21 protein-coding genes and 1 riboswitch are annotated in these 20,946 nt (G+C 47.5%); of the genes, 17 read left to right on the top strand and 4 right to left on the bottom strand.

The window, feature by feature from the left end:
* Window positions 1-608 precede the first annotated feature (608 nt).
* The 6 genes from L21SP2_RS09875 to L21SP2_RS09850 all read left to right on the top strand — a co-directional run bounded on the left by L21SP2_RS09875 (window position 609) and on the right by L21SP2_RS09850 (window position 6,743).
* The gene (locus tag L21SP2_RS09875; protein ID WP_024268355.1) at window positions 609-2,138 is read left to right on the top strand and encodes a transposase; all 1,530 of its coding nucleotides are present in this window, start codon (window positions 609-611) and stop codon (window positions 2,136-2,138) included.
* Between the two features lie 321 nt (window positions 2,139-2,459).
* Window positions 2,460-2,687: an antitoxin gene (locus L21SP2_RS09870; RefSeq protein ID WP_024268322.1), complete on the top strand. Its 228-nt coding sequence runs from the start codon at window positions 2,460-2,462 to the stop codon at window positions 2,685-2,687.
* 2 nt (window positions 2,688-2,689) lie between these two features.
* Window positions 2,690-3,103: a type II toxin-antitoxin system tRNA(fMet)-specific endonuclease VapC gene (gene vapC, locus L21SP2_RS09865; RefSeq protein WP_024268357.1), complete on the top strand. Its 414-nt coding sequence runs from the start codon at window positions 2,690-2,692 to the stop codon at window positions 3,101-3,103.
* Window positions 3,104-4,006: 903 nt separating this feature from the next.
* Window positions 4,007-5,536, top strand: coding sequence for a transposase (locus L21SP2_RS09860; RefSeq protein WP_024268355.1), 1,530 nt, complete (start codon window positions 4,007-4,009; stop codon window positions 5,534-5,536).
* A gap of 256 nt (window positions 5,537-5,792) precedes the next feature.
* Window positions 5,793-6,329, top strand: coding sequence for a hypothetical protein (locus L21SP2_RS09855; RefSeq protein ID WP_041401460.1), 537 nt, complete (start codon window positions 5,793-5,795; stop codon window positions 6,327-6,329).
* A gap of 129 nt (window positions 6,330-6,458) precedes the next feature.
* Entirely contained in the window at window positions 6,459-6,743 is a 285-nt protein-coding gene (locus L21SP2_RS09850; protein WP_024268354.1) for a type II toxin-antitoxin system Phd/YefM family antitoxin, read from the top strand.
* Between the two features lie 187 nt (window positions 6,744-6,930).
* Here the strand turns inward: L21SP2_RS09850 and L21SP2_RS09845 are convergent, their stop codons facing one another.
* The gene (locus L21SP2_RS09845) at window positions 6,931-8,565 is read right to left on the bottom strand and encodes a transposase (protein WP_024268226.1); all 1,635 of its coding nucleotides are present in this window, start codon (window positions 8,563-8,565) and stop codon (window positions 6,931-6,933) included.
* A gap of 12 nt (window positions 8,566-8,577) precedes the next feature.
* On the opposite strand from L21SP2_RS09845, the gene L21SP2_RS09840 reads away from it, so the two are divergent.
* The 6 genes from L21SP2_RS09840 to L21SP2_RS09815 all read left to right on the top strand — a co-directional run bounded on the left by L21SP2_RS09840 (window position 8,578) and on the right by L21SP2_RS09815 (window position 13,956).
* Complete coding sequence (locus L21SP2_RS09840) at window positions 8,578-8,952, top strand: type II toxin-antitoxin system RelE/ParE family toxin (protein ID WP_024268353.1); 375 nt, start codon at window positions 8,578-8,580, stop codon at window positions 8,950-8,952.
* A gap of 11 nt (window positions 8,953-8,963) precedes the next feature.
* Entirely contained in the window at window positions 8,964-9,698 is a 735-nt protein-coding gene (locus L21SP2_RS09835; RefSeq protein WP_024268352.1) for a hypothetical protein, read from the top strand.
* Between the two features lie 234 nt (window positions 9,699-9,932).
* Window positions 9,933-10,283, top strand: coding sequence for an IS66 family insertion sequence element accessory protein TnpA (gene tnpA, locus L21SP2_RS09830; protein WP_144082893.1), 351 nt, complete (start codon window positions 9,933-9,935; stop codon window positions 10,281-10,283).
* A 2-nt stretch (window positions 10,284-10,285) separates the two neighbouring features.
* Window positions 10,286-10,621, top strand: coding sequence for an IS66 family insertion sequence element accessory protein TnpB (tnpB, locus tag L21SP2_RS09825; RefSeq protein ID WP_024266716.1), 336 nt, complete (start codon window positions 10,286-10,288; stop codon window positions 10,619-10,621).
* 39 nt (window positions 10,622-10,660) lie between these two features.
* Window positions 10,661-12,385, top strand: a complete 1,725-nt coding sequence (gene tnpC / locus L21SP2_RS09820) for an IS66 family transposase (protein WP_024266717.1) — start codon at window positions 10,661-10,663, stop codon at window positions 12,383-12,385.
* Window positions 12,386-12,484: 99 nt separating this feature from the next.
* A protein-coding gene (locus L21SP2_RS09815; protein ID WP_425277196.1) for an IS5 family transposase occupies window positions 12,485-13,956 on the top strand; the annotation gives its coding sequence in 2 pieces (ribosomal slippage) (window positions 12,485-12,892 and window positions 12,895-13,956; 1,470 coding nt in all).
* 17 nt (window positions 13,957-13,973) lie between these two features.
* Here L21SP2_RS09815 and L21SP2_RS09810 read toward each other — a convergent pair.
* Window positions 13,974-14,780 carry an ExeA family protein gene (locus L21SP2_RS09810; protein ID WP_024268350.1) on the bottom strand — a complete coding sequence of 269 codons (807 nt, stop codon included), beginning with the start codon at window positions 14,778-14,780 and terminating at the stop codon, window positions 13,974-13,976.
* A complete protein-coding gene (locus L21SP2_RS09805; protein WP_053335670.1) occupies window positions 14,780-15,805 on the bottom strand; it encodes a DDE-type integrase/transposase/recombinase in 1,026 nt (341 codons plus the stop codon). Before L21SP2_RS09805 ends, L21SP2_RS09810 begins: the two co-directional genes overlap by 1 nt.
* A gap of 104 nt (window positions 15,806-15,909) precedes the next feature.
* Between L21SP2_RS09805 and L21SP2_RS09800 the strand changes: the two genes are divergently transcribed.
* On the top strand, window positions 15,910-17,139 hold the full coding sequence (locus tag L21SP2_RS09800; protein WP_024268348.1) for a CobW family GTP-binding protein: 1,230 nt from the start codon (window positions 15,910-15,912) through the stop codon (window positions 17,137-17,139).
* 81 nt (window positions 17,140-17,220) lie between these two features.
* On the opposite strand, the gene L21SP2_RS09795 is transcribed toward L21SP2_RS09800, so the two are convergent.
* Window positions 17,221-17,793, bottom strand: a complete 573-nt coding sequence (locus tag L21SP2_RS09795; RefSeq protein ID WP_024268347.1) for a cob(I)yrinic acid a,c-diamide adenosyltransferase — start codon at window positions 17,791-17,793, stop codon at window positions 17,221-17,223.
* 95 nt (window positions 17,794-17,888) lie between these two features.
* Window positions 17,889-18,105: riboswitch (cobalamin riboswitch) on the top strand.
* Between the two features lie 81 nt (window positions 18,106-18,186).
* Here L21SP2_RS09795 and L21SP2_RS09790 point away from each other — a divergent pair.
* Genes L21SP2_RS09790 through L21SP2_RS09780 form a run of 4 tightly spaced genes read left to right on the top strand, consistent with a single transcriptional unit; the run spans window position 18,187 to window position 20,946 of the window.
* Complete coding sequence (locus tag L21SP2_RS09790) at window positions 18,187-19,113, top strand: ABC transporter substrate-binding protein (RefSeq protein ID WP_041402733.1); 927 nt, start codon at window positions 18,187-18,189, stop codon at window positions 19,111-19,113.
* An 8-nt stretch (window positions 19,114-19,121) separates the two neighbouring features.
* Window positions 19,122-19,631: an iron chelate uptake ABC transporter family permease subunit gene (locus L21SP2_RS19050; RefSeq protein ID WP_053335669.1), complete on the top strand. Its 510-nt coding sequence runs from the start codon at window positions 19,122-19,124 to the stop codon at window positions 19,629-19,631.
* Window positions 19,632-19,639: 8 nt separating this feature from the next.
* Window positions 19,640-20,140, top strand: coding sequence for a FecCD family ABC transporter permease (locus L21SP2_RS19045; RefSeq protein ID WP_169730459.1), 501 nt, complete (start codon window positions 19,640-19,642; stop codon window positions 20,138-20,140).
* Entirely contained in the window at window positions 20,137-20,946 is an 810-nt protein-coding gene (locus L21SP2_RS09780; protein WP_024268344.1) for an ABC transporter ATP-binding protein, read from the top strand. The genes L21SP2_RS19045 and L21SP2_RS09780 overlap by 4 nt, the downstream gene beginning before the upstream one ends.

The following is a 20,946-nucleotide window of genomic DNA, read 5'->3' as shown; positions in this document are numbered from 1 at the left end:
AACACTTAAAAATGAAATTTAAAATGATTCGCAGATGCTCATTTATTTTCAAAAATAAAATAATGGTTCAGCATCGGAAGGTTTCAAATTTTCAATCCCATCTTCGTGAAGGGAAATACAAAGAAATTAAAATAAATTCTAACCTGGTCAAACGTCCCTACAGATACAGAAAATAAAAGCCTGCGCTGAAGCCACCCGTAAGAAAAATAAATTTTTTCAAAGGCACGAGCATTTCTAAGCATTACAGATTCATGATGATCAATACAAATAATATGAAAGAGAACAAAAAAATAATATGCCCGGTTTGTGACAAATAAAGGGAAAAAGAAACAAGATAAAAATCAGGATATTGAAATAAATTAAAAATATGAATTAAAATGAAAAAGTACATATAACAAGGAGTTTGAGACGGACTCGCCTATTGGCATGAAAAATGCATTTCGCTTCGCTTGAGCATTTTTCACGCCAATTTGACGGCTCGCCGCTCAACTCGTTGTTGAGGCTGTAGAAAAAGTCCTCTTCTAGTACCAGAAAAACCATGGTAAAATTTCATTAGGCGAGCCGGGATTTTGCAATCGCACTGAACCTGCTCATCATGGGAGGGAAAAATGCCCCGGTTCAAGGACTATTCATACGATCAGCAACTGATGCTGCCAATTACACTTTCCAAGCAGATTTTGCCTGGAACCTTTGAATACACCCTTCATGTCTTGTTTAGTGAGAAATTGGATCTCTCAGTCTTTTATGATCGCTTTCAGAATGAGGAAACTGGAGCCCCGGCTTTTGACCCCGCGGTTCTTCTGAAGATCATTCTCTTTGCATACTCACGGGGAATTACCAGCAGCCGAAGAATAGCCCGGTTTTGTGATGAGAATATTGTCTGTATGGCGTTATCTGCGGATACTCATCCGCATTTCACAACCATTGCAGATTTTATTTCGTCTATGGATAAAGAGTGTATTGATCTATTCACTAAGGTTCTGGCCATCTGTTATTCAGAAAATCTCATTGGCAAGGAAATGTTCGCCATCGATGGCTGTAAGATTTCATCTAATTGTTCAAAAGAGTGGAGCGGTACCAAGGCCGACCTCGTGCGGAAAGTTGAGAAGATACGGAAATCAATATCCTTCCTGGTAGGTAAGCATCAGCATGAAGATCTGCACGGCGCGAAAAACAAAGACCTGGAGAAAGAAACTGCTGCAATAGAAAAGCTGAGTGCCAAGGCTGATAAAATCGAGAGCTGGCTGAGTGAACACAATGACCGCATGGGTGCATCGGGCAAAGCGGTGAAGAGTAATATCACTGATAATGAAAGTGCAAAAATGCTTTCTTCACATGGTGTTATTCAGGGCTACAATGGAATTGCCGCGGTAGATGACAAAAATCAGATAGTCGTGTGGGCCGATGCATATGGTGATATTAATGAAGCCGGCCATTTACCACAGATCCTGCAGGACCTGGAAAAACAGTGCAAGGATGCAGGGATATCTGAAGATATTGTCCACACTGTAGCCATCACCGCAGACTCCGGATTTCACAATGAAGTAAACATGAAATACTGCATAGAGCATGAAATTGATACATACATCCCCGACAATAAATTTCGGTCCCGGGATGTGCGCTTTGAATCGTCAGGAGAGCATAAAAAGAAAACGGCCAACTGGCGACCGGTTCACAGTAAAAAATATTTTGCACCGGAAGACTTTCACTATAACCATAAAAAGCACACAGCCAGCTGTCCTGCCGGGCATCCACTCCGGTTGAATATGAAAAATTATAAAGCAGAAGATGGGAAATACACGGGAGATCGATTCAGAGGGATAGAAAAAGTCTGTCGCGAATGTACTCTTCGAGATAAATGCATTCGAAATCCTCAAACTCCATTTCGTCAGGTAACCTTCTTTCACCGGAGTATTGAAGGTCCGGATTTCCTCAATATGGCTAAAGAGAAATTCGATACGGCCACCTCAAGGACGATGTATTCCAGGCGTATGGGAACCGTGGAACCGGTGTTTGGCCATCTGCGAAGCACCAAAGGACTTAATCATTTCACTTTACGAGGGCTAAAAAAGGTGAGTACCCAATGGCGTTTGTTTTGCCTGGTACACAATATTGGAAAGCTGAAACTATGCTGGTAATGAAAAATGTTCCACATGTAAATGAAGGAAGCAGGGAACGATAGGAAACGGGGTAATGAAAGGATTTAATCATAACAGTCATGGTATTTAGAATTTTGCACTTTCCCAAAAATATTGAACCGGCATAAAATGAAGAGAGGCCGCAGCAGGCTTTTTCTACAGCCTCGTTATATAGACATAGGATTTTGGGTGAAGAAATCATTTAGAATACCCCTTCCCATCAAAATTATTTTCGAATTTACAGCTTCCGCCTTCTAAGAAATTGAACTCTCAGCGCAAATAATATATATTGCAATATATACCTTCCAGAGGAGGCGCTTTGTGGATACAGCAAAACTCTTTGTGAATGGGAAAAGCCAGGCGGTTCGCTTACCCAAAGAATATCGATTTTCAGGATCCGATGTATTTATAAAAAAAATTGATGATATCGTAATGCTCATTCCCAAAGATAAAATCTGGAAACTATTTCGAGAATCATTCGATAAATTTTCCTCAGAGCTGGACTTCACTCGTGAAAATGACGCTCCACAGGAACGGGAAACATTGTAGACATGATTTATCTATTCGATACCAATATTTGCATCTATCTAATAAAAAATAAATTTCCGGCGATGCTCGACAGAATTGAATCAATCGGAATAGAAAATATTGGAATATCGACAATAACTCTGGCAGAACTTGAATTTGGCATTGCGAACTCAGATCCTGAAAAACTAGAACAAAATAGAAATGCCCTCATGGAATTCCTCATTCCATTTGATATTATCGAATTTTCCAGTACAGATGCATTTGAATACGGGCAAATTAGAACACACTTAAAAAATCAAGGAATACTTATCGGCAATATGGATATGCTCATTGGTGCTCAGGCGCGGGCGAGAGATCTTATACTTGTGACAAATAACGAGAAAGAATTTCAAAGGATCGAGTCACTTGAAATCGAGAATTGGACAATCACAAATTAAGGAAAAGTAAATTCTGATTTTGGTGTTTGATTATCTCGGTAGATAATTGAATGCTATATAACAAAGAGTTCGAGAATGAATTTTTCTTTGGCATGGATTTTTGCTCACCTTCGGTGGCAAAAACGCATGCCAAGCCTTCGCTTCGCTCAGGCCGAAAAATCATCTCAACTCGTTGTTATATGCACTCAAGCTGAATGATTGATCTTTTACAAATTTGAGAGTGGTGAAGATAAAAAAAATTAATGCGCACTGTTGCTCAGGAGCTTGAAAATTCTACCTGAGAAAAGTGACATGCATAAATTAATAAAATAAATTTGGCTGACCTTTCTATGGAAAAGAATTCCCTAGGAATAAAGAAGGGGCTTTTGAGAAAGGAAATAAAAATAAATTCATTCCTGAAAACTGCTGTGAAATGCAGATAAAAATGCTCCCCTGGCGAACCAAAATTAAAAAATGAAATTTAAAATGATTCGCAGATGCTCATTTATTTTCAAAAATAAAATAATAGTTCAGCATCGGAAGGTTTCAAAATTTCATACCCATCTTCGTGAAGGGAAATACAAAGAAATTAAAATAAATTCTAACCTGGTCAAACATCCCTACAGATACAGAGAATAAAAGCATGCGCTGAAGCCACCCGCAAGAAAAAATAAATTTTTCAAAGGCACGAGCATTTCGTTGAATTACAGATTCATGATGATCAATACAAATAATATGAAAGAGAACAAAAAAATAATATGCCCGGTTTGTGACGGATAAAGGGAAAAAGAAACGAGATAAAAATCAGGATATTGAAATAAATTAAAAATATGAATTAAAATGAAAAAGTACATATAACAAGGAGTTTGAGACGGACTCGCCTATTGGCAATCGCACTGAACCTGCTCATCATGGGAGGGAAAAATGCCCCGGTTCAAGGACTATTCATACGATCAGCAACTGATGCTGCCAATTACACTTTCCAAGCAGATTTTGCCTGGAACCTTTGAATACACCCTTCATGTCTTGTTTAGTGAGAAATTGGATCTCTCAGTCTTTTATGATCGCTTTCAGAATGAGGAAACTGGAGCCCCGGCTTTTGACCCCGCGGTTCTTCTGAAGATCATTCTCTTTGCATACTCACGGGGAATTACCAGCAGCCGAAGAATAGCCCGGTTTTGTGATGAGAATATTGTCTGTATGGCGTTATCTGCGGATACTCATCCGCATTTCACAACCATTGCAGATTTTATTTCGTCTATGGATAAAGAGTGTATTGATCTATTCACTAAGGTTCTGGCCATCTGTTATTCAGAAAATCTCATTGGCAAGGAAATGTTCGCCATCGATGGCTGTAAGATTTCATCTAATTGTTCAAAAGAGTGGAGCGGTACCAAGGCCGACCTCGTGCGGAAAGTTGAGAAGATACGGAAATCAATATCCTTCCTGGTAGGTAAGCATCAGCATGAAGATCTGCACGGCGCGAAAAACAAAGACCTGGAGAAAGAAACTGCTGCAATAGAAAAGCTGAGTGCCAAGGCTGATAAAATCGAGAGCTGGCTGAGTGAACACAATGACCGCATGGGTGCATCGGGCAAAGCGGTGAAGAGTAATATCACTGATAATGAAAGTGCAAAAATGCTTTCTTCACATGGTGTTATTCAGGGCTACAATGGAATTGCCGCGGTAGATGACAAAAATCAGATAGTCGTGTGGGCCGATGCATATGGTGATATTAATGAAGCCGGCCATTTACCACAGATCCTGCAGGACCTGGAAAAACAGTGCAAGGATGCAGGGATATCTGAAGATATTGTCCACACTGTAGCCATCACCGCAGACTCCGGATTTCACAATGAAGTAAACATGAAATACTGCATAGAGCATGAAATTGATACATACATCCCCGACAATAAATTTCGGTCCCGGGATGTGCGCTTTGAATCGTCAGGAGAGCATAAAAAGAAAACGGCCAACTGGCGACCGGTTCACAGTAAAAAATATTTTGCACCGGAAGACTTTCACTATAACCATAAAAAGCACACAGCCAGCTGTCCTGCCGGGCATCCACTCCGGTTGAATATGAAAAATTATAAAGCAGAAGATGGGAAATACACGGGAGATCGATTCAGAGGGATAGAAAAAGTCTGTCGCGAATGTACTCTTCGAGATAAATGCATTCGAAATCCTCAAACTCCATTTCGTCAGGTAACCTTCTTTCACCGGAGTATTGAAGGTCCGGATTTCCTCAATATGGCTAAAGAGAAATTCGATACGGCCACCTCAAGGACGATGTATTCCAGGCGTATGGGAACCGTGGAACCGGTGTTTGGCCATCTGCGAAGCACCAAAGGACTTAATCATTTCACTTTACGAGGGCTAAAAAAGGTGAGTACCCAATGGCGTTTGTTTTGCCTGGTACACAATATTGGAAAGCTGAAACTATGCTGGTAATGAAAAATGTTCCACATGTAAATGAAGGAAGCAGGGAACGATAGGAAACGGGGTAATGAAAGGATTTAATCATAACAGTCATGGTATTTAGAATTTTGCACTTTCCCAAAAATATTGAACCGGCATAAAATGAAGAGAGGCCGCAGCAGGCTTTTTCTACAGCCTCGTTATATGTATTTTTCTCATTTTATTTCGTCAGGTACATAAACAATTTGAGTGTGTTGTTTTACAGATACCAGCAAAAGGATGAAACGATATGAATTATCATAAAGTGATAATTGAATCTATTTTGTATGATGGGAACTTTGGATATTCCAAAAAGTTAATTCAAAAAATGAAGCTCACTCCCATGAATATTAGCTACGATAACATTAATCTCCCGCAAGCATCCTTGCTCGCAAAAGTACCACCAATTAATCGACTTGAGTTAGTAAAAAATATATACAACCTTTTCGGTACACAAAATGTAAATGCATATTTACAGCTACTCCAAAAAAAAATTGAGACACCTAATCCTCAAAAATTACATGAATTTCATCATAAGAATATTCCTATAACCGAACAATTATTAACATCTATAACAGAACGGCTATCTGTTTTTGATATGTTCTTTCCATATCACACCATAGATGTCGGATATGATGTCTTTGCTTTTCTTCCATCTATCTCCCCAACTAATATTTTTCTAGAATACATTAGCTCAATTGATTCATCTTTAACAAAGACTGGACGTTATTCTCCAGAGGAAATTAAAGCTTTCACGGATTTCCTAAGGAATGGAAAATCTGCATGAAAGTCCACATAACATGCGCTTCAACGCGACGCTGCTTGTCAGCAGCGCGCGTTAAGCGGTTGTTATGAATAATTCAGATTGACTAATAAGTCCAAATAAAGTAACATATTAGTACTGAGGGGCAAATCAATGAATTTGAAAGATGATATTAAACCTATTTCATACATAAAAACGAACGCTGCGGATATGCTTAAGCGTGTTAATGAAACCCACAATCCAATAGTGATTACACAAAACGGTGAAGCTAAAGCGGTATTATTAGATACAGAATCTTACCAGGAAATGCGAAACAGCTTAGGAATTCTCAAAATGCTCACTGAAAGCGAAAAATCCATAGGGGAGGGTGATGTCATCCCACAGGATGATGTTTTTCAAAAAATTGAATCAAAATTGAATAAAAAAAAGAAAAACTAAATGGCTGAGCATAAAAGACTCCCCTGAAAAAAGCTTGATGGTAAATTCAAAAAAACCCGGAAAAATTGGTCGGGGAATCCAGCCCCATAGGGGGAGATAACCCTATGGGAGGGCCCCCGCCACTTTCTTTACCGGCTATTTATCTGTACCCCCACCCCGAAGGGCTTTCCCTTTCCCCTTTTCGCTTCTAACAGAGTGCATATCCATCCGGAATTGGTTTTGACCCATCTTCGGGAAACAGGTATCCCCTGATTCTGCGAATGTTAACCATCATGGCACTCAAGACCATCATGGTGGTAACCCGATGCCTGCCCCGCACTGGTAGTTTACAGAGATGGCCACCAAAGGGGTGAATAACACTTCGAACGGTACTCTCTATTGATGCCCGCTTATTGGTAATCTCTTTTCCTGTTTCTGCTACCTGCTTCCTGGTGGCGGCAACCCGCAAATCGGTCGCAGTAAAATGAAGAACATAACTTGGTCGCTTTTTCAGCCGCTTTGCCGGGCACTGGTTGACAAAGGGGCAAGCCTGACAGCCGTCGGCAGAAAACCCGGCGGTATAGCGGTCTGCTGCTTTTTTACTTTCCCGCAGCTCCCCGCCCTGGCCATTTGGACAGATGATAGCAGTCACCTTTCCTTCACTGGTTCGAGTGACGGTGAAATCTTCCAGGCCCACTCTCGTCTTCTCTTTTTTCCTTCCCTTGATGGCACTCACGTGCTGGCTTACCTGATATGTTGCTGTTGCCTTGGCTGCCGCCTCTCCCGTATACCCCGCATCGGTATACACTTCATCGATTCCCTCCCGCTCTTTCAGGTTCTCAATATCTTCGGCCAGAAATTGCTGGTCATCGGTTATGTTTGGCGCCACACTTACCCTGCTGATGAGTTGGAGATTATTATCTTCATCGCAAGTTTCCGTGATATTTGCACCATACCCCCGGGAGCTTTCTCTGCTTTTCGTCCTGAAGGTGGCCTCTTCATCATCAGGAGACTGCAAGGTGCTACCACCGAGTTCTTTACTTTCTCGCACAACGATAGATTCCTGTTCAAAACGAAAGTGTTCACCAAAAACCCTGAAGGCCTGCTGGTACGCTTTTTCATCTCCGTGCACGTCTTCAAAACATTCCAGCATAGTCGATAGATCTTTTCCAAGCTGCTCAAGTCGCCCGTCCATCTCGTCCCGTTTCACCCGGCAGCAATAGTGCAGGGAGTCTTCTTTCACATACCTGGCAAACAGCTGCTCATACGCTTTCTGTTCTTCTTCACTGAGCATACGGTAAAAGCGATGGATGATTTCTACCAACAGCTGCAGACGGCTCATCTTGCGGATGTTACTCTGCACCATGGTTGAATCCATCCGCTGTAGGCCGGTTTTTATCTGAAACTGTTTCAATTGCTCGTCGGTTATCTGTTCACTTGCCTTGTGAATCAGATTAACCCTGTGTTCCTCTTCATAGGCACTCACCGCTGAGCGGAAGTTGTAGATAGTACGCAGCTCAAAGTTTCCTTCGTCAAAGTCCTTCAAGCCCAGGGCGTAGCGGAACTTCAGATCAAACATGAAATGATCATAGAGTCGCTCGTCACTTAAGCCGAATCCGGATTTGAGGGTTTCAAAGCCTACCAGAATATTGATAGGCGTGTTGGGCCGTGAATGCTTATCACTGTAGAGAACGGAGAAGACCTCCTCGTTAATCCTGCAGAAATATTCATGGTAGAAAACCTGTGCCCAGGACTGTTCAAGGTGTTTTCTTGCAGTCTCAGGAAGTTGGTCCACCGATGTAAACATTCTCTGCTGCTTATGTCCTTCGTTCTTTCGAAACATCCGCTCCCCCCGATGCGGAATTTTACCCTATCAACAAAATTTTGGGAATTCCCTACCTTTTTTCAGGGGAGTCATAAAATATTCTGGACAAAAACTGCAGTTGAAGATTTAGAAGAAATAATTGAATATATTTCGATTGAATCAATTGATATTGCCATAAAACAGTATGAAAAAATCAAAGCTGCTGCATCAAAATTAGATTCTTTTCCCGATCGGGGTCGGATCATTCCTGAACTACAAAAGCAAAATATATATAAGTATCGGGAATTAATAATTGGACCTTGGCGCGTAATGTATAAAATCGAAGACAATAAAGTATATATCCTTGCGGTAATTGATGGCCGAAGAAATATTGAAGAAATTCTTATGAAACGTCATCTACGATAGGATTATTAGCTATGAAGATTGTATTAGAAGAGAATGATTTAAATTTAATAAATGGCTTATTACTTCTTGATCCTGATATTGAAATGATATTTAGGAAAGCACTTTATAAAAATGGACGCTATATAATAAGTATATCCGAAGAAGACTTAGATTTTATTGCATCTATGGATAGAGAATGTGTCGAATTGTTCACCAAGGTGCTTGCCATCTGTTATTCAGAAAACCTCATCGGCAAGGAGATGTTTGCTATCGATGGCTGCAAGATCTCATCAAACTGTTCCAAGGAATGGAGCGGGACCAAGGCACAGCTGCTGAAGAAAGTCGAAAGCATCAGGAAATCCATCGCCTACCTGGTTGAAAAACATCAACATGAGCATGCTCAGAAAACAGGAACTGACAATCAGGATAAGGAAATTGCAGCGATCAAAAAATTGGAAGCCAAGGCAGAGAAAATCACCCGCTGGCTGGAAGAGAACGATGACAGGCTCGGTGCCTCAGGCAAACCGGTGAAGAGTAATCTCACTGACAATGAGAGTGCAAAAATGGTCAGTTCCCATGGGGTCATTCAAGGCTACAATGGAATCGCTGCAGTTGATGACAAAAATCAGGTTATTGTATGGGCCCGCGCCTATGGTGATATCAATGAATCCGGTCATCTGCCGGAAATCCTGACTGATATTAAGAAACACTGCCGCAATATCGGGATCGCATCTGACATTTTCGAGAACTGTAGCTTCGCACATTAAATTAGCCTAACCCTCGCACGTACAGACAAACAATTTTACAAGTAAAACTGACGAAGGGCACCCCCTGCCGCTGTGCGGCAGGGGTAGCATTTACATAGGGCCTCCTGAAAAAACCTTAACCCTATACATATAAATGAAATACTGCTAGGATTTGTGTATGAAGTGTAAGCCCTCCACAATCCCATACAGACAAACTGAGTAATCACTACAATATTGTGCTCAAGGAGAAATTATATGAGTACGATGCACAGCGCCGAGCAATGGCGAGAACTGGTTGAAGAGTTTTATTCAAGCGACACCTCCAGTCGAAAGTCATTCTGTCAGGAAAACGATATATCCTATTCAGCCTTTGGCTATTGGGATCGAAAGCTGAACGGTCCCGCAGTTCAGGAACCGGAAGAACTTCAGTGTGTCGAACTTCCCAGTCTGGGCGACCTTCGGACACTGGGCAGAATGGAAGAATACGAACTATACACAGAGGGATTGTACATGGACGTGCCCGGCAGCGATAGCCGGGTTCATGTTCGAGGCCGGATTTCTCTTTCCCGGCTGACGAGAATTGCGGCAGCCTGCCAGGGGGAGTGAAGATGTTTCACCTTGATCCTGCTGCACGGGTATGGCTGATTCCCGGGAAAACCGACATGAGAAAAGCTGTTAACGGGCTGTCGGGAATTGTCGCCCATCAGCTGGCGCTGGATCCCATGAGCGGGCAGTACTTCGTGTTCTGCGGTCGGCGTCGGGATATTATCAAGATCCTGTATTGGGATCGCAATGGCTACGGGCTGTGGTACAAACGGCTTGAAGTGGATAAGTTCCGGTGGCCCCAAACACCGCAGGAAGCCCGGGCAGTCAGCGGCGAGCAGTTGGGCTGGCTGTTATTGGGCCTTGACTGGGAACGCGCTCATCCGGTTCGCCGGTACTAACTCTTGCACCTTTAAAAGCAGCCATGCTAGTCTCTCGGTATGGAAGCCCGCGATCTGTTACAGATTATCAGGACACACGGCGCAAGCGCCCACGATTCCTCTGTGCTTGACGCAGCCGATCAACTTGAAACGGCTCTTGCTTCACAGAACCGCGATCTGACGACAGTTCACACCCTGCTCAGCCGGGAACAGCAAGAACATATCCTCACGAGGAAGCTGCTGGCCCAAACGCGGGAAGAGATGGCTCAAGCACGGGAAGAGATGGCGGTCCTGGAGGAAAAGCTTCGCATCGAACTTGCCCGTAGATACGGTAAGTCCAGTGAAAAATGGAAGCCTACCGAACTGGAAACCGCTCATCTCTTTACCGAAGCTGAAATGCTTATGGTACAACCACAATCTGAAAACCCTCTTGAGGAAGATGTGCCTCAATCTACCTCAAAACCGTCGCAAAACCAGAAGAAGACCGCCTCCCGGGGAAAGCGGGAGCGATTACCAGATGACCTCGAACGGGAAACGACAATACTCGATATCGCTGAGGATCAAAAGATCTGCAGTGAGTGCGGCCGGGAAAAGCAGCTCATTGGGAAAGAGGTAAGCGAGCAGCTTGAGATGAAACCCATCGAATTCTATGTAAAGCGGATCGTTCGCAAGACCTATGCCTGTAGCTGCGGAAACTGCGGGGTCGAGGCTGCAGCTGCTCCTGCCGCCGTATACCCGAAATCGATCATGGGAGATACGGTTATCGCTCAGGTGGTTGCATCAAAGTATTGCGATGGACTGCCGTTTTACCGCCAGGAGCGGGTGCTGCAACGAAGCGGGATCAGTATATCCCAGCAGACCATGGCACGGGCAGCAAGCCGTACAGCGGATGTCTTTGCTCCGCTGGTGGATCTGATCGGTTCAGAGCTCCAGCGCTACCCGGTCGTCTGCGCCGATGAAACGCGGTTGCGGGTCTTGAAGGACAATGGGATAAAAAAGGACGGGACTTCATATATGTGGGTGGCAGCCGGCGAGCGTGCCGGCCACCGTTTGGTTCGATTCTTGTATGAAGACGGCAGTCGCGGTGCCAATGCGGCACGGCAACTGATAGGCAATTTCTCGGGGACCCTCATGTGTGATGGCTACGGTACATACCCGGCTGCGGTCAGTGATCTGCCGATAACACTTGCTGCTTGTTTTGCCCATGTCAGACGGAAATTCAATGACGTACTCAAGGGGGATCGGCGAAATCCTCAGGCACAGGAAGCGATGAAGATGATTCGGGAACTGTATGCTATTGAAAAAGATGCATCCGGACTGGATAGCGAACAGATACTGTCCATACGTCAGAACCGGGCAAAACCGGTGTTCGATTCATTTCGCCTCTGGCTGTATGAAGAGGGGAAGCGGATTCCTCCCAAGAGTGCATTGGGCAGAGCCGTTTCATATTCGGTTAACCTCATCGATCGACTGGAAATCTACCTTTATAATCCGTCGGTCCCCATAGACAACAACCGGGCGGAAAACGCGATTCGCCCGTTTGTGGTGGGACGCAAAGCGTGGCTGTTTAATACTGAAAGTCACGGTGCAAAAACCTCCGCCGCCTTGTATACCCTTATTGAATCGGCCAAAGCAAATCATCTGGAACCGATGCACTACCTGCTCTTTCTATTTCGCTGCTACCAGCACTTTGGCGAACACGCTATGCCCTGGCAAAACCTGATTCCCGCCCCCAATCTGAGGGAGTATGCATCTGAGATCGGAATCAAATGGGGATTCGACTAAGTTCGTTGAATGGGTTTGTGGAAGGCTTACTATGAAGTGCACGGTTTTTGCGAAAACCAGGCAAAAACCCTTGCACCTGTTTTCTTGGCGGGAGGGATTATGTATAGAACTGAGGACAAAACGCAGCTTTCATTTGAAGATTTCTATCTCCCATTTGGAGGCAAACTGAACCCCAATAACCGCTGGGTTCAGCTTGCTGATTTAATTCCCTGGGAAGATTTAGAAGCAGAATACGCCTCACAGTTTGCTATCGAAAGCGGGCAAGGCGCTCCGGCGATCCGTTTCCGTACAGCATTGGGTGCCCTGATTATAAAGGAAAAATTAGGAATTACAGATGAGGAAACCGTGGAGCAGATTCGTGAGACGCCTTACCTGCAATATCTCATCGGAATGCAGGGGTACCAAGATGAGGCTCCTTTTGATCCATCAATGATGGTCCATTTCAGAAAGCGAATCAGCATGGACATGATCACTCACGCAAATGAATTGATTATTGCCGAAGAACGTAAAAAAAAACTGAAGATGATACGGAAGCTGAAAAAGAAGAAAATCCTGAGGTAGAAAACAACGGAAAGCTTCTGATTGATGCCACCTGCGTACCCGGTGATATTCGATATCCCACCGATCTTTCGATTTTAAACGAGAGCCGGGAAAAACTGGAAACCATCATAGACGTTCTTCACGCAAAACGGGCCAAGGGGGCGACAAAACCCCGAACCTACCGGCAGAAAGCGCGAAAGGATTTTTTGGCGGTCATCAAAAAGCGCAGAGCAAGCAAGAACAAGATGCGCAAGGCAATACGCAAGCAGCTGGGGTACATACGCCGTAATCTCCGGCATATAGAGCAATTAGCAGCAGGTGTCGGTTTGAAAAGCCTGTCACGGAAACAGTACCGGAATATGCTGGTTATCTCGGAAGTCTTTCGCCAGCAGGCACTGATGTATGAATCCAAAGATCATCGAATATCGGGCCGGATTGTGAGTATCTCCCAACCCCATATTCGACCCATCGTCAGGGGAAAAGCCGGTACCCCGGTTGAGTTCGGCATGAAGATTTCATCCGCCAATATTGACGGGTACATGTTTATCGATCGCTGTTCATGGGATCCATACAACGAGTCTGGTGATTTAGTCATGCAGGCTGAAAAGTACAGGCACAGATATGGTGTGTATCCGGAATCAATACACGCCGATCAGATTTACCGCACCAGGGGCAACCGGAATTGGTGCAAGGAACGGGGAATCAGATTATCCGGTCCGCCGCTTGGTCGTCCACCGAAAGATCGTGGTGAAAATCGGGAACGAAAGAAGCTGGCTCGTCAGGATGAGCTGGATAGAATAGCTGTCGAAGGGACATTTGGCAGAGCAAAACGACGGTACTCAATGGGTCGTTTAATGACAAAGCTTGCTGAGACCAGTGAATCGCAGGTGGCCATGATCATGCTGGTGATGAACATGGAAAAGATTCGGAAGGATCTTTTTTACGTCTTTATCATAGCTATGCTACGCAGCCGAAAAATTACGAAGTCTCATTTCCCCGTGGTATTGGGGTATGGTAATATGGCAGCATAGGGTTTTTTCAGGAGGCCCTACATAAATATCTCAGTGGAAGCGACCCGAATGTGTTCTGCAGAAACAGTCTGTCCGCCATCTCCGGCACAGGCAAGGAGAGCCGTTTTTGCCAGAGAGTTGGCTTTTCGCAAGAGACCACCGGATCCCTGATGAATGGCAAAGATCGCCTCATCACTGAAGACTTTCTTTGCTCCACCGGCCAAGGTGATATGATGGTTCAGGTAATCCTCCATCACCTCCTTCTTAATAGACTCCAGATGATTCTTTCCCAGCACCCGGGACGCCAGAGGCCGAACTGAGTTAGCCATCAGATGATCGAGCAGGAAATCCTGACCGCAGAGAATCATCGGCATGACCGGCTTGGAATCGAATTCAAACTGAGCAAGGGTATGCAGCTGGGTAAACACCGACCGTTTCAGCAGATGAGCCTCATCGATTACCAGCACCGGGATGACATTGCGGGATGCAATTTCCAGAATAAGCTCCCGGATCTTCGAGATCATGATCGATACCTGGAACGACATATAGCTCATGCCGAAAGTGAGCAGGATCTGCCGGTACAGTTCCATGGGTGAGAAGTTCCCGCCGACAATGGTAATCAGTTCATACTCACTCGAATGGCATTTGCTTGAGACATAGCGCAATGACGTAGACTTTCCCGACCCCACATCTCCGGTGATGACGGCAATGGCTTTCTGCTCCAGGGCAAAGAACACCCGCTGCCGCAGGGGTTCCAATGCCGGCAGGGGATACAGGTCCTTTACCGCTACATTCTGCGGAAACGGGTCGTGCCGGAATCCAAAGTGGTGGCGCAGCGTATCCATTAGCTACCTGCCTTTGAGCCCAGCTTTTCAAAAAGAGCTCCCCCCGAAGCCGACGGCATGACCGGACCCGTGCCGTCCCGCTTAATGCGGCTGTTCACTCCCTGATCCAGATCTCTTAAGAATCCCTTGGACTGATCGTCGAGAAAGACTTCAATCCGGTCGTAATTCTCAAACCGCAGGACGACTTTCATGCCCAGCAACCCCGCAGGAGCTTCATACAAACGGCCATCGAGTTTCACTGTACGGTCGTTGTTTACCGTTCGCTCCTCGCGTTTTCGAAAGTATTCAGGCAAGTTCTCCGGCGCTTTTCGCAAGGCATGGGCATCCTGCAGGTAACGCTCCAGGGGCTTCTGCCCCGTACCGCCATGGATCCTCTGGTGATAACCGTTTTCAATGTAGTGGTGAAACAGCCGGTTGATCTCATCCAGAGGAAGTTCATCAGGCAGCTCGGGGATAAACTGGCTACGTACGGTACGAAAGAACCGTTCAATCTTGCCCTTTCCCTGGGGACGGTACGGCCGTGCATAGCGCAGCCCGATTTCCAGCGAAGCACATCCCAACTGGAGCCTGTGCGCCTTAAATGATGCCCCGTTATCGACATAGAGCTTTCGGGGAACTCCCCGCTTGCGTAACGCCGTCCATAAGCAGTCCAGGTAATTTTCCAGTGTTTCAGCCAGGTAGAACTGGCCATGGGTAATGAGCCTTGAATGGTCGTCAATGATTGCAAACAGATAGGTCTTTCTCAGTTTCCCGCCATGCAGAACTTTCGGACCGTGCATGCAGTCTGACTGCCACAGGTCGTTGGGTAGTTGTACCTCGAACTTCCTCATGTCAGACTCGACCTTGACCCGTTGGGCTTTGCGGATCTTCATGAGCCGGTAAATGCTGGCCATGGAGACCTCTTTTCCGGACGGAAAGACGCCGTTTCCTTGAGCAATTTCAACCAGACGCGGGGTGGAGAGTTTTGGATGCTCTTTTCGAAGCAGCATGAGCGCATCAATTTGCTCATCGGTAATGCTTCTCATTCGCCCCTTGTCTCCCCGGCTTTCGGGGAACAAGGCTTCGATTTTCCGCCCGCCATCTTGCGTCAAGCTTGGCGGCATCTACCCATCCGTGGTAAAGAAGACCAGTGAAAACCAATGAACACCAGTCCGGCCGAGCCAAATCGCCGATTCCCGCGCTGATCTTAAGCGGATTTCTTGGTTCCGGAAAAACCACCCTCTTTCGCAAACTCCTGGCCCAGGCGCACAAGCGGAGGCTGGATGTACGAGCCATCGTCAATGATATGAGCGAACTTGATATCGATGGCGAGTTGATCGGAAATACCGGGATTATCGAAGCGAATGCTTCGCTGCTTCGTTCAATCAGCTCCGTCGTGCTCAGCAGTGAGAAGGGAATCGCGATGCTCGATCAGGCAATTGAGGAATTGCTGAGTGATGGGAATCCGGATCTCCTTATCATCGAGACCTCGGGTAGCTGTCATCCTATGCCTCTGATCGAGTATTTCCAAAACGAGAGCCGGTTGATGCTCTGCGGCGTATGTGTCCTGGTGGATAGTCTGATGCTGTCTCACGATTATGATGACGGAAGGGGGCTGTTTCCCGCAATGCAGAAAAATGTCGTGACACAGGTTCGCGGCACCGTCAATCTCCTGGTTGAGCAAATTATGTTCTGCAGCCATATCATGTTTTCTAAGGCTGATCGATTGCAGGATGCGCAATTTCAGAACATCGTCTCCTCTGTCCAGGAAATCAATCCATATGTACCGGCGTTCTCGCTCCATTATGGGAATTATCCTCTTGAGGCGATTCTCGAGTTGCCCGAATACGATTATCATCGGGTGTCCCGGCTCATGGATGAAATTCGTCCTGCCGTAGCCGCCGATGCAAAAAGCGACCGTCCGTTCGATTTGGCTGCCCGGGTGATAAAAGATGACCGGCCATTCCATCCCCAGCGCCTGTGGGAAGTCTGTCACACCCTGTTGGACAAACGGATTCATCGGAGCAAAGGGTTTTTTTGGCTTGCGAGCCGGAGCAAGCACTCTCTCTTGTGGAATCAATCAGCCGGGGGAATCACTTTGGGAATCAATGGTTCCTGGAGAGCGGGAATCGCCGAGGACGAGAACCCCGGGGTTTCATCATATGAAATAGAGATTTTGAAAAAACGACTCAAAGCCGAAGGAAATCGCTTCGGCGACCGCTGTTGCGATATTACGGTTATCGGCGATGCCGCCCATGTCGATCGTTTTGCCGAAGCGCTGCAATCCTGTTTCCTCAGCGACGAAGAGATAGAGTTGTGGAAGAACGGACATGAGTTCGAGGATCCCTGGCCAAAGAACCTGGTGGATATGGCTTACTGACAGAATCCATCCAGCACATAATGAAAACTTGGTTTTAAAGTTCGTGGAACCGACGGTGGCATGACCGAGAAGAAATGCCTTTTATTCCGCTGGCGGCTTAAACAGCTTCCACTTTTCTTCCGACACTCCCTCATCCTGCATCAGCACCCTGGCCATGAGGAACAGAGTGTCGCTCAAGCGGTTAACGTAAACCAGCATATAGGGCAAGACACAATCCGGATCAGCCTTTTTCAGGCTGATTAAGCGTCGTTCAGCTCGACGGACAGCGGTTCGTACCAGATGGCATTGTGAGGAGGCAACATTACCGCCGGGCAGAAGAAACCAGTCCGAGGCCTCATCAAGAGACTTTTCTAGCTCAAAACTCCACATTTCCAGGTAGCGCGGACCATCCTCAGGGTGCGGCCGTGTGTTCTGCTTTGCCATGTCCCCCGGGGTAGCGAGGTGTGACATAATTTCCATCATGTCCGTTTGGACCTTCTGAAGGTCCTCTTGCCACCTATGCTCCGGGCCAAGCCAGGCCCGAAGCAGGCCAATGCCGCTGTTGAATTCGTCTATTTCACCAAGGCATTCGACCCGCACATCATCCTTGTCCACTCGTAGTCCGCCGCCCACGCCGGTCTGACCGGCATCGCCTTTTCCCGTCGATATTTTCATTCTATACAGCATAGTAAATGGAACGGGATGTTGTCACTAATGTATGGAAATTAATGAATAGCTCGATTGACAGATAAGCCGCCTGGGACTACGATGAATTTCTCATAACATCCGGTTTCCAAACGGTCCGCCAGGACCGAATGGATGAAAAGGGAAGCAGGTGCAATTCCTGCGCGGTCCCGCCACTGTGATTGAGGTTTAAATGCCCCCCGCGGTCAAGTCGCGGCGGTACGCCACTGAGAACAGTTTCTTGGGAAGGCGGCATTTTTGATTCCTCTCAGCCAGGAGACCTGCCGGATGATATGCCCAAGGGACCACGGTGTATGGTTCCGGGGCCGGATTGCATCCCACGTCAGCATCCCGCCCGAAATATCTTGTATAAAGGATGTTGCCATGAAACGCGCACTTCCCGTTTTTTTCCTTCTTCTCCTGCCATTGGCCCTGTTTGCCGGTGGGCAGAGTGAGCCGTCTACCGCCACCGAACCGGTGGTAATCGAGGAGGCATATCAGGTCGATATCGTCGACTCGTATGGTCGGTCCATCAGTTTTTCCGAGGCGCCCCAGCGCATCATTTCTGTAGCCCCGAGCATCACCGAGTTCGTGTATGCCCTGGGCGCCGGAGACCGCCTGATCGGTCGGACCGATTTTTGCAATTACCCTGCGGCCGTCAACGATATAGAGAGTATCGGCTCCCTGCGTGAGCCGAATCTCGAGCGTATCGTCGAGCTTAACCCCGATGTGGTCCTGGTTTCCACTCACTTTACTGAAGACAACCTGAACACGCTCGAAGAACTGGGTATCGTAGTGGTTTCGCTGTACAACGAAGAAAGCTTCGAAGGCGTCTATGAACTGGCGCGGATCATGGGAGAGCTCCTCGATACCGAAGATGCAGCCGAAGCCCTGGTTGACGAAATGCGGGAAACCGTGGCGATGGTCACCGAGCGAATTGCGACGGTCAACGAGCGTCCGAAGGTCTATTATGTGGTCGGCTTCGGCCAGTGGGGTGACTACACTGCCGGAGGCGATACCTTTATCGGCGAGATGATAGTAATGGCCGGCGGTGACAATATCGCCTCCGATGTCGAGGGCTGGTCCTACAGCTTTGAAAAGATCGTTGAAAACGACCCCGAAATCATCATCTGCTCGGAATTTTATGATACGCCGGCTTCGCTTCAGGCTGCCGAGGGCTATGGGGATCTCAACGCCATTAAAAACGGCAACCTTCGGCCGCTGAACAATAACCTCATCGACCGCCAGGGTCCTCGGCTCGCTGATGGGCTGCTTGCCCTGGCTACCACTATCCATCCCGACCTGTTCTGAGGTTTCGGGTGAAAAAAACATCGTTCTTGTTTGCCTTTCTCGGGGCGGCGATACCTTTCGCCGCCCTTATCTCGGTGACCGTGGGCACCGCAGATATCACTGTCCCGGAAACCCTCCGCGTCCTCGGCGCGAGTATGGGGGCGGGTAGCTTCGAGGGCATAGCCGATAGTTCGCGAATCATCATCCTGAACCTTCGCCTCCCTCGTATCCTGCTCGCCCTGAGTTCCGGAGCCTGCCTGGCCGCAGCAGGGGCGGTTCTTCAAGGGGTGTTTCTCAACCCCATGGCCGATCCCTACGTGATGGGGATATCCTCAGGTGCGGCGTTCGCCGTGGCCATCGGCATCATCCTGGGAACCTCGAATCAGATCACCTTGCAGATATTCGCCCTCATCGGATCAGCCGGCGCCGTGGCCCTGGTGTTGGCGGTGGCCGGGCTTGCAAGTCGCCGGGGAGAATCCACCGGTTTGCTGCTAGCAGGCATCGCCATATCGGTGATGTTGTCCTCAGGGTATCCCTGATTATGTATATGAATCATGAGCAGGCCGAAAAAATCATATTCTGGACCTTCGGAAGCCTCAGCTCGGCCGGTTGGGGCAAGCTGAGGTCTGCGTTCTGGTTTCAGATTGCGGGGCTGCTGCTCATTCTCATCCAGTGGCGGGATGTGAACCTGCTTTCCCAGGGCGATGACAGTGCCCGGTCCCTGGGTTTGGTACCGGGGCGGGCCAGAGTGCGGCTATTGCTGTCGGCTTCGTTCGTAACCGCCATCACCGTTTCGGTCACCGGAATCATCGGGTTCGCCGGGCTGATGGTGCCTCATGTGATCAGGATGATCAGCGGACCGGATCACCGGAGCCTCCTGCCCCTTTCAGTTTTAGGGGGCGCGTTGTTTCTGATGTTAGCGGACATGGTCGGCCGGGTGCTTCTTTCGCCGGCGGAACTTCCGGTGGGGGTCATTACATCCATGCTCGGTGCGCCGTATCTATTGTACATCCTCATAAGCCGGCGTCGGCGGGGGGATTTCCGATGAAGTCCTTGAGTCTGAAAAGCCTGAGCTATGCCTATGATCCTAGCGGATCAGCAGGATTCCGTCTGGAGGATATTTCCCTCGAAATCAGCGGCGGTATGCGGGTAGGAATCCTGGGGCCTAACGGATCGGGCAAGAGTACCATCATCCGCCTTCTGCTGAAAATCCTCAGTCCCCCGACGGGTATGATGCTGTATGATCAGCGGGATATCGCCGACATCCCGCAAAAAGATCTGGCACAGCTGGTTTCATACGTCCCCCAGATGGCTGCCAGCCAGTACGCCTACGCCGCAGAGGATATCATCGCAATGGGCCGTTATCCCCATGGCACCCGGCTTTTTTACCGCCCCGGTAAGGGTGACCGGGAAATCGTTGAGGACATTATCAAGCGGCTGGATCTCGCGCAGCTGAGGTATCGGCCGGTCACCACCTTAAGTGGCGGGGAATACCAACGGGTCCTGCTTGGCCGGGCCTTCGTTCAGCGAACTCCGCTGATCTTGCTGGATGAGCCTACCAATCATCTTGATCTGCGACATCAGCTTAATCTGTTGGAGATGATCGCCGAAGAGCAGCGCCGGCGGGAGCTGACGGTGATATCGGTATTCCACGACATCAATCTGGCCATGGGCTTCGCCGACCGGCTGCTTCTTCTCGATGGCGGTCGCATGGCCGCCTGGGATACACCCCGGAAGCTCGCCGGATCCCCGATCCTGGAGCACGTGTACCGTCTTCGTTTCCGAAGCCTGATAAACCCCTTCAACGAGGCCCCTCACCTGGTGGCAGGACAGGCTCTCGCAGGAGAACTCTGA

The organism is Salinispira pacifica, from assembly GCF_000507245.1.
Classification (GTDB): Bacteria; Spirochaetota; Spirochaetia; order DSM-27196; family Salinispiraceae; genus Salinispira; species Salinispira pacifica.
This window is presented reverse-complemented; position numbering and strand designations above follow the sequence as displayed.